The sequence below is a fragment of the Nitrobacter sp. 62-23 genome, from assembly GCF_001897285.1.
GTDB lineage: Bacteria > Pseudomonadota > Alphaproteobacteria > Rhizobiales > Xanthobacteraceae > Nitrobacter.
The window spans coordinates 1-7,664 of the sequence record NZ_MKSM01000103.1 but is presented as its reverse complement, the minus strand read 5'-3'; the positions used below and the strand labels follow the sequence as shown (position 1 = coordinate 7,664).

Sequence of the window (7,664 nt, the reverse complement as noted above, 5' to 3'; positions counted from 1 at the left end):
AGGTTTCTAGTGGAGTTTTGAATGTGACATTCGCCTGACAAGTTCGCTGCAAAGTGGGTAGCGAATGTCAAATTCACTCCACTAGGCGGGGCCAAGCTCCGAGATCAGGCGGATCATCGCGCTCTGGCTCGTGACCCGGCACTTGCTGTACGCCCGATTGAGATGCGTCTTCACGGTCGCCCGCGAAATTCCGAGCGCGGCTGCTATGTCGTCCAGGCGGCTCATCCTGAGCAACGCCTCCACCACGCGGATCTCGCCAGCCGTCAGATTGTAGAGATGCGCCAGGGTCTCGAGCGGGCTCCTTTCGGCGAGCGAGGAGCCGCGCACGAAAACGGCGGCCACCGCCTCATAGGCGTCTGCCGCCTGGCGCCGCGCACCGTCCATCAGCGGCAGCACATGGGCGATCCAGTTCTGCTCGGAATGATCCGAGAGCCGTATCGCCACGCGGCGCGGAGCGTCCGCGGTGCGATTCCCCAGCGACCGCAAGCTGTCGGCAAGGGCGCCGTCCGCCTCTGCTGCGACCGCCCTTAGGACGCCGTCGCGAGCCGCGACGAGCGTGCCCTCGGCCAGCATCGCTTGCCCGCGGGCATTGGCGAACGTGATATGGCCGTTGCCGCCGACCAGGAACACGCCGGCCTCGAGGTGATCCAAGGTCTCGGTGAGCGCTGCTTCCCTGGCTTGCTGTTTTACGAAAAGCCGCCCGATCGCGACCGCGCGCAGCAGATGCGGAACCAGGAGGGCCAGTCGCGGCCGCGCGTCGTCATCGATCGCGCGATCTTGCCACTGGATGCTGAGAAAAGCGGCGCGGGTTGCGTCCCTCTCGAGAAGGACGCCCAGCGCGTCGGTCATGCGCTGCGGGACGAGCCACTCCTTGTAGAAACGCGTCTCCTGCATCTCGATGGCCGGAACGAGATCGCTCGCGGCTATCACCGAACCGACCGGCTGGAATGCGGCGGCGGGGAAAATGGGGTTCAGCGGCGCGTAGGTCTCGCGGTAGAGCTGCGCCCAGCGCGGATGGCTGTTGTAACTGTGCAGCGCGTCGCCTTCGGCGGGCGCCATATCGTGCCAGAATAAATTCGCCGAGGTGCCGCCGACGAACTCGCTGGCCTGCCGCATTGCTTCGGGCCAGAGTTGCGGATTCAAAGCCGCGTCGTAAATGCAGGAGATGACCTGCGAGAGCAGCTCGGCATCGGAACTGATCACGCTTCCCCCGTCACGGATCATGTGGTGCAGCAATCCTTGTCTATCGGCGAACCGTTGGTGCACGGACCGCGCTATTCTTAAACGGCGACTCCTACGTTTAACAAAGCGTCCGGGCCGCTGAAAAGCCTGATCGCGGCTACCGTGGCCATGGTGCCACAGCTCGGTTGCCTTTTGGAAGCCGGCCGCGAAACAGTCGTCAAATGATGATAGCGCGCCAGCGGCTCGGCATGCTGGCGGCTGTCGTCGCACCAGCTTCAATGTGCGGGATCGTTCGTCCTCAGTTCGAGCGACAACTACCATCTCGGCCTCTATGGCGGCAGGCAATGGGGCGATCTCGGTTTCCGCACCGGAGCGACCTATACATGGCATCGCGTCCTGATCAGCCGCAGCGTCGCGTTTGCCGGCTTCGCCGACAGCCCGCGGCGGCTATGATGCCGGCACCACGCAGGTGTTCGGCGAACCCGGCTATGGCATCCGCCCCGCCGATCAAAGCGTCAAGCGATCTCGCCGTGAAATTCTAGTGGTCCAATTCTAACATTTGCATCCCGTTGCCGCAGGGAGTTCTTGCAAATGTTAGAATCAAAGGACCACTAGTAACTATCAGGTTTCTAGTGGAGTTTTGAATTTGACATTCGCCTGACACGTTCGCTGCAAAGTGGGTAGCGAATGTCAAATTCACTCCACTAGAGCATGATCTGGAAACCGGTTTTCGGGAAAGATCATGCTCAATCGACAAGACAGGCCGATGTTGACCCGGCCATGATTGTGCCGCGGCTTGTCTTCTACTCCACCGGCGCGATGCTCGGCGCGAGGATGGCTTCGAGGTGCTCGGGCCTGTCACGGTTGACCGCGGCCAGATATTCGTCGGCGACGAGACGCAGTTTGCGATTGATCTCTTGCGCCATGGTCTCGGTGCCGGGGCTCGTATGCTCGCGCACGATCGCTTGGATCGCGTTGATATGATAGGCGATCAGTTCCGCCGGCACGCGGTCGAGGGCCGGCGAATGTTCGATGATGCGGCACAGGCTTTCAGCGCCGGCGGCGGCGAAGGGATAGCCGAAGGTCGCGGCGTCGCCCTTGATGTCGTGCGCGGCGCGAAACAGTTCGTCGCGTGCGGCAGGCGTAAATCCGTCCTTGACGATGGCCGCGTGGGCGGCGGCAAGACGGTCCCGCTCGATCGCCATCCAGGTGGAGAATTCGTTGGACAATCCCGCCAGCGCCTTCTCGGCGCGCGCGACCGGATCCTCGAAAGTCTTCTCGTCGACAAGCCGCACCACTTTGCGCAGCCGATTGGGCGGCGTGATGACGTGATGGTCGGCGAATGCCTGCACCTTTAGCTCGGGAGAGTCTTCCTTCGGCATGGCGTCGTCTCGCTAGCCCGGGGTCCGGGCTTTATCCAGAAGCGATGGATGCTGAATGACGTCGGGCTCCTTGGTGCCGCGCCGCTCCGGACCGATATAGGAGGTGCTGGTGTTGCGCCGGCGGTCGGGGCCGAAATAGTTTTTGGTCTTGATGAAGGGGCGCGGCGAGACCACGACATTGAGGATCCGCTGATAGAGCCCCTTGGCCGAAATCGGCTTCGCCAGGAATTCGGTAACGCCCGCATCGCGCGCAACGGTGACGCGCCGCTTCTCCGAATGTCCGGTCAGCATGATGATCGGCGCGAACGGGTTTCCCTTCGATTCCGGCTGGCGGATCATCTGCGCAAGCTCGATGCCGTCGAAGATCGGCATCGCCCAGTCTGTGATGACGATGTCGGGAACGTAATGAGTGTACATTTCGAGCGCAGTGGCGCCGTCTTCGGCCTCATAGACTTCGCGCGCGCCGAACGAATGCAGCAGGGTGCGCAGGATGCGGCGCATGTGCGCATTGTCGTCGCAGACGAGGAATCGCAGCTTGTTGAAGTCGATGCCGTACATGGTGGGACGCGGACCCGGTATACCCACCATTAACTATATGCCGACGCCGTTAACGAATGGTTGCCGGCTTCGCCCGATCGGGCAGGAACGGCGCGTCCTAGTGGTCCGATTCTAACATTTGCATCCCGTTGCGGCAGGGAGTTCCTGCAAATGTTAGAATCAAAGGACCACTAGCAACTATCAGGTTTCTAGTGGAGTTTTGAATTTGGCATTCGCCTGACAAGTTCGCTGCAAAGTGGGTAGCGAATGTCAAATTCACTCCACTAGCTAATAGCCGAACTGCTCGCGCAGGATCCGCTCCTCCAGGCTGTGGCCGGGATCGAACAGCATGCGCATTGCGATCGTCTTGTCGGACAGGATCTCGACGCGGCGGACGTTGCGGGCTTCGTCGTGGTCGGCGACAGCAGCCACGGGTCGTTTTTCGTCTTCGAGCACCTCGATCGCCACGACCGCGGTGTCGGGCAGCAGCGCGCCGCGCCAGCGCCGCGGACGGAAGGGGCTGATCGGGGTCAGCGCCAGCAGCGCCGCGTTGATCGGCAGGATCGGTCCCTGCGCCGACAGGTTGTAGGCGGTCGAGCCCGCCGGCGTTGCGACCATGACGCCATCGGCGATGAGTTCGGCCATGCGCTCGCGCTCATCGATCAGGATGCGCAGCCGCGCGGCCTGATGGGCCTGTCGAAACAGCGAGACTTCGTTGATCGCGTGATGGATGTGGACGGCGCCATGGATGTCGGTTGCGCGCATCAGGAGCGGATGAATCACGGTTTCGGTCGCGGCAGCGAGGCGGGCGTGCAGGTCTGTCCGGCTGTACTCGTTCATCAGAAAGCCGACAGTGCCACGGTGCATGCCGTAGATCGGCTTGCCGGACCGCATGTTCTGATGCAACGTTTGCAGCATCAATCCGTCGCCGCCGAGCGCAACCAGCACATCGGCATCCGCGGGATCGTGATTGCCGTAAATCGCAACCAGCTCGGTGAGGGCCTGCTGGGCTTCGGGGCTTGCGCCCGCGACAAAGGCGATCCGGTCGTACGGTCGGGGTGAGGTCATGATGGGTCGCAGGCTTCCACTGCTGCCGTCAGCGCGTCATTTCCGTCGCGCCGTCGCCGGGCGGCACTTAACCGCGCTTTGCGGTCGCGTGTCGAGACCCGGGTCTGTGCATGGTTAGCGAAAGGGCAGGGCTCCCGCCGGTCGCGTTTTCTGAAATCTCGCGGGCTTTCGGGCGAGGCGGGGCATCTCGTCGTAGATGATCAACTGTTCATCAAGATGAATGGTTGCCGCCGCCGCGCTTCAGCGCGCGTTCAGCGGCGTGGTCTCATGGTGGGTGCCTGATCGAAGAGCCCGGCCATCCGGACGGCGACCTCGGCGATCCCCGCTCAAGGAGACCAGTCCATGCTCAAGACAATTTCCGCCGCCCTGCTTGCCGCTTCCGTGCTTGTTGCGCCCGCGCTCGCCGGCACTGCCCCCATCAGCCAGGCCCCGGCGGCCAAGACGGCGAAGTCGAAGGCGACGAACGCCAACGCCAAGGCCCAGCATCATCCCAGCCGGCATGTCAATCATCACCACCGCCGTCATCAGGCTCAGCCCCCCAAGCATGGCTGATGGACGCCGGAAGCCGGTAGCGGCCTGCGGTCATCGTTTTCCGGTGGCCGCAGGCCCAATTCGTTTTCCCACCGTTCATTGCTCACCGTTCATTGGTGTCGATAACCGAATTGCGAATTTCATTTCGTAGCGCGGCAGGCTCTGCATTCCATTGCGGCAGGGCAGCGATTTACTCCAAGTACCCGCTTTTTCCGAAGTTCGCGAGACATCCCCTCCCTTTAACGAACTTCGAAAAAGCAAAGGGACAACCGCTTGATACGAGTAACCCGTTCGATTTCTTTTCCGAAGACAATTCCTGAAGAAAAAGCCACCGCAAGTGGTGCAGGAGTCTCGAATCGGCGGTACTGGTCATCGGTGAAAATCGTGAACCTGAAGATGGACCGGTGTCGGGGGCATCTGCAAAATTTCTGATCGTCGTATTGCTGGCGGGATCGCTTGCGGCCTGCGTGACGGATGGTGGCGATCAGGACGGTGGCCATGGCGGCATGGTCTATACCGATGATCGCGGCGTCGGCGATCAACCATTCCCGACCGACCACCGCGCGCAGGTCCTCGCCTTCCTCAGAACCTACCTCAACAATCCCGTCGGCATCCGCGACGCCGCAATGGCCGAGCCGGCTCAGCGCAACGTTGGCGGCCGGCTGCGTTACGTGAGTTGCCTGCGCTACAATGCCCGCGAGATCGACGGCAGCTACGGCGGCGTCGTGCAGCGCGCGGTGGTGTATGTCGATGCAAGGCTTGATCGCATGATCGAGAAAGCCGGCGACGTTTGTGCCGGCGTGGCCTACGCGCCGTTTCCCGAGCTTGAGAAACTGACGCGCTGAATGGCGGGCGGTCGGTTATCGATCGATCACATTTCGGAGAGGCCGAAACCCCGGAATTGAGCGAACGACCTATTTGAATGGCGTGCTCCGTGGGCAGCATCTGGCTTTGCGCCATCGAGATCCTACATTGGAACCGAGACCGTTATGCAAATCATCGCTGTAGCTGCTGCCGCGGAGCAACCAAATTCGCGCCACGTTGTTTGAGGATGGTGATGGCCGAACGATGGATATCCGACGAAAAGGGGGAACCCATCATGAAGAAATTTCTTCTCACGGCCGCGGCGTTTGCTGCCTTCGCCGCACCGGCGCTTGCGGCTGATCTTCCGCCGCGACCCTATACCAAGGCGCCGCCCTATACGCCGCCGCAGGCGATCTACAACTGGACCGGCTTCTACATCGGCGGCCATCTCGGCGGCGCGTTCGGCGGTGGCGACAGTCTGGGCGGGAACGACGGCCGTTTTCTCGGCGGCGTGCAGGGCGGCGCGGATTATCAGTTCGCCAACAATTGGGTGCTCGGCCTCGAAGCCGAATATAGCTGGCTTGCCAGTGCCAATAGCAACCTGGCATTCCCGGGCGGGAGCATCGTGACCGGCGACGACCGCGGCCTCGGTTCGGTGACCGGCCGGCTTGGCTACACCTGGGGGCCGGCGCTGCTATACGCCAAGGGCGGTTATGCATTCCGCGACAGCAAGCTCGGCGTGACCGACGCCGCGGGCGTGCCGCAGGCTTTCGCAACCACCGGCAATCGCGACAACGGTTACACCGTCGGCGCCGGTCTCGAATACATGTTCGCGCCGAACTGGTCCGCCAAGGTGGAGTATCAGTATTACAATTTCGGCAAGACGACATTTGCCGCGGGCTCGCCTTCCGATGTCGTCGGAGCGAGTTTCCGCGGCGACGAGCATACCGTGAAGGCCGGTGTAAACTATCGTTTCGGCTGGGGCGGGCCGGCGGCACCCCATTACTGAGATCGCAAGATTGCGATCTCAGGCGGGTCGTGGCTCACGCCGGATCGGATGAAATCAGAAAGGCCGGCTTCGCGCCGGCCTTTCTTTTTTGGGGTGTGCAAGCTCGCAACGCCGTGGCCACGCATCCGCAATCAGATGCGGTCGACCTTTAGAAACAGCGTCCAGATCACCAGCAGCAGAGTTGCAATCGCCAGCCAGTGCGGATGCACACAGAATATCGCGCCATAATAGCACAGTTGATCGGCGCCGATGCCGTAGTTGCTGGCGCCATAGAATACCAGCGTCGCCAGCGCCACCATGGCGGTCACGAATACCATCGGATACCCCCGATGTTGCCGGCGCGGTGGAATTTTCTCGCGGGGAAATTCGCCGCGGCCGTTTTTGTCCGGAAAACTCTAGAGAGTCCCCGTGAAACAAGCGTAAATCGATGCCTCCGTTTTTCTGCGAACGGTGCGGTATTTTATTGCCGTCGTGGCCGGCGCAGCCAGTCGCTATCCAACGGGACGACGAAAGAGGGGGCACTCGCCGGGATTTTGGGGCAGGCGATCCGGCTGCTTATCCATGCAGCAGGACGAGGGCGCCGCCGACGAGCGCCGCGCCGAAAATCGCAATGGCCAGGATCATGCCAAGGCGACGGGGTGTGCCGCCCGCCGGGGCTTCGCCCATCAGTCGCCCGGCCGCCTCGTAAGCCGCTCTATTCTCCGGGTCATGGTCAAGCCACTCTTCAAACGCGCGGGATTCGTGCGCGCTTTGGTTGGCGTCACGATTTTTCAGCACCCAAGAAGCTGCCTGTTGCTCTCGTTCGCTGTTCGCTTGCGGTGATTGGCTGGTTGCCATCGTGACCTCCGATCGGCCGTTGCGTCCTGTCATGGAGATGATCCTCGTCGGCAGGCCGCATACTCAATACCGGGGAGGCGACCGAAGGCAATACGCGAGCATCGCCGCGATTGCCGGCAGCCATGCTGGCGGGATCGCGAACTGTCGCAATCTCTGCCTCTCCCGCAAGTCCACGCCTGTCCTGTCAAAAAAACACCCCGATGCATTTTAGGGCTGACGCGGCGTTTTGCGTTCGCTATAGAGGCACCGCGCTAGGAGTGTAGCTCAATTGGTAGAGCACCGGTCTCCAAAACCGGGGGTCGCAGGTTCGAGCC

Annotated in this window: 10 protein-coding genes; 4 read left to right on the top strand and 6 right to left on the bottom strand. The window is 61.9% G+C overall.

Annotated features, from left to right (window positions below):
• Positions 1-81: 81 nt before the first annotated feature.
• Positions 82-1,224, bottom strand: a complete 1,143-nt coding sequence (locus tag BGO16_RS10495) for a LuxR C-terminal-related transcriptional regulator (RefSeq protein ID WP_292618638.1) — start codon at positions 1,222-1,224, stop codon at positions 82-84.
• Positions 1,225-1,440: 216 nt separating this feature from the next.
• On the opposite strand from BGO16_RS10495, the gene BGO16_RS10490 reads away from it, so the two are divergent.
• Positions 1,441-1,635, top strand: a complete 195-nt coding sequence (locus BGO16_RS10490; RefSeq protein ID WP_292618640.1) for an autotransporter domain-containing protein — start codon at positions 1,441-1,443, stop codon at positions 1,633-1,635.
• Between the two features lie 350 nt (positions 1,636-1,985).
• Here the strand turns inward: BGO16_RS10490 and BGO16_RS10485 are convergent, their stop codons facing one another.
• From BGO16_RS10485 to BGO16_RS10475, 3 genes are all read right to left on the bottom strand, one after another.
• Positions 1,986-2,564, bottom strand: a complete 579-nt coding sequence (locus BGO16_RS10485) for an Hpt domain-containing protein (RefSeq protein ID WP_292618637.1) — start codon at positions 2,562-2,564, stop codon at positions 1,986-1,988.
• Positions 2,565-2,576: 12 nt separating this feature from the next.
• On the bottom strand, positions 2,577-3,122 hold the full coding sequence (locus BGO16_RS10480; protein ID WP_292618639.1) for a response regulator: 546 nt from the start codon (positions 3,120-3,122) through the stop codon (positions 2,577-2,579).
• A 267-nt stretch (positions 3,123-3,389) separates the two neighbouring features.
• The gene (locus BGO16_RS10475) at positions 3,390-4,169 is read right to left on the bottom strand and encodes an NAD kinase (RefSeq protein WP_292618636.1); all 780 of its coding nucleotides are present in this window, start codon (positions 4,167-4,169) and stop codon (positions 3,390-3,392) included.
• A 342-nt stretch (positions 4,170-4,511) separates the two neighbouring features.
• Here BGO16_RS10475 and BGO16_RS10470 point away from each other — a divergent pair, with 342 nt between their 5' ends.
• The 3 genes from BGO16_RS10470 to BGO16_RS10460 all read left to right on the top strand — a co-directional run bounded on the left by BGO16_RS10470 (position 4,512) and on the right by BGO16_RS10460 (position 6,513).
• Positions 4,512-4,721 (top strand): hypothetical protein, encoded by a 210-nt coding sequence (locus BGO16_RS10470; RefSeq protein WP_292618635.1) that lies wholly within the window; start codon positions 4,512-4,514, stop codon positions 4,719-4,721.
• 383 nt (positions 4,722-5,104) lie between these two features.
• The gene (locus BGO16_RS10465) at positions 5,105-5,545 is read left to right on the top strand and encodes a hypothetical protein (RefSeq protein WP_292618634.1); all 441 of its coding nucleotides are present in this window, start codon (positions 5,105-5,107) and stop codon (positions 5,543-5,545) included.
• 254 nt (positions 5,546-5,799) lie between these two features.
• Positions 5,800-6,513 (top strand): outer membrane beta-barrel protein, encoded by a 714-nt coding sequence (locus BGO16_RS10460; protein ID WP_292618633.1) that lies wholly within the window; start codon positions 5,800-5,802, stop codon positions 6,511-6,513.
• A 131-nt stretch (positions 6,514-6,644) separates the two neighbouring features.
• On the opposite strand, the gene BGO16_RS10455 is transcribed toward BGO16_RS10460, so the two are convergent.
• Entirely contained in the window at positions 6,645-6,830 is a 186-nt protein-coding gene (locus BGO16_RS10455; protein ID WP_292618632.1) for a hypothetical protein, read from the bottom strand.
• 238 nt (positions 6,831-7,068) lie between these two features.
• Positions 7,069-7,350 (bottom strand): DUF4880 domain-containing protein, encoded by a 282-nt coding sequence (locus BGO16_RS10450; RefSeq protein ID WP_292618631.1) that lies wholly within the window; start codon positions 7,348-7,350, stop codon positions 7,069-7,071.
• Positions 7,351-7,664: the final 314 nt, after the last annotated feature.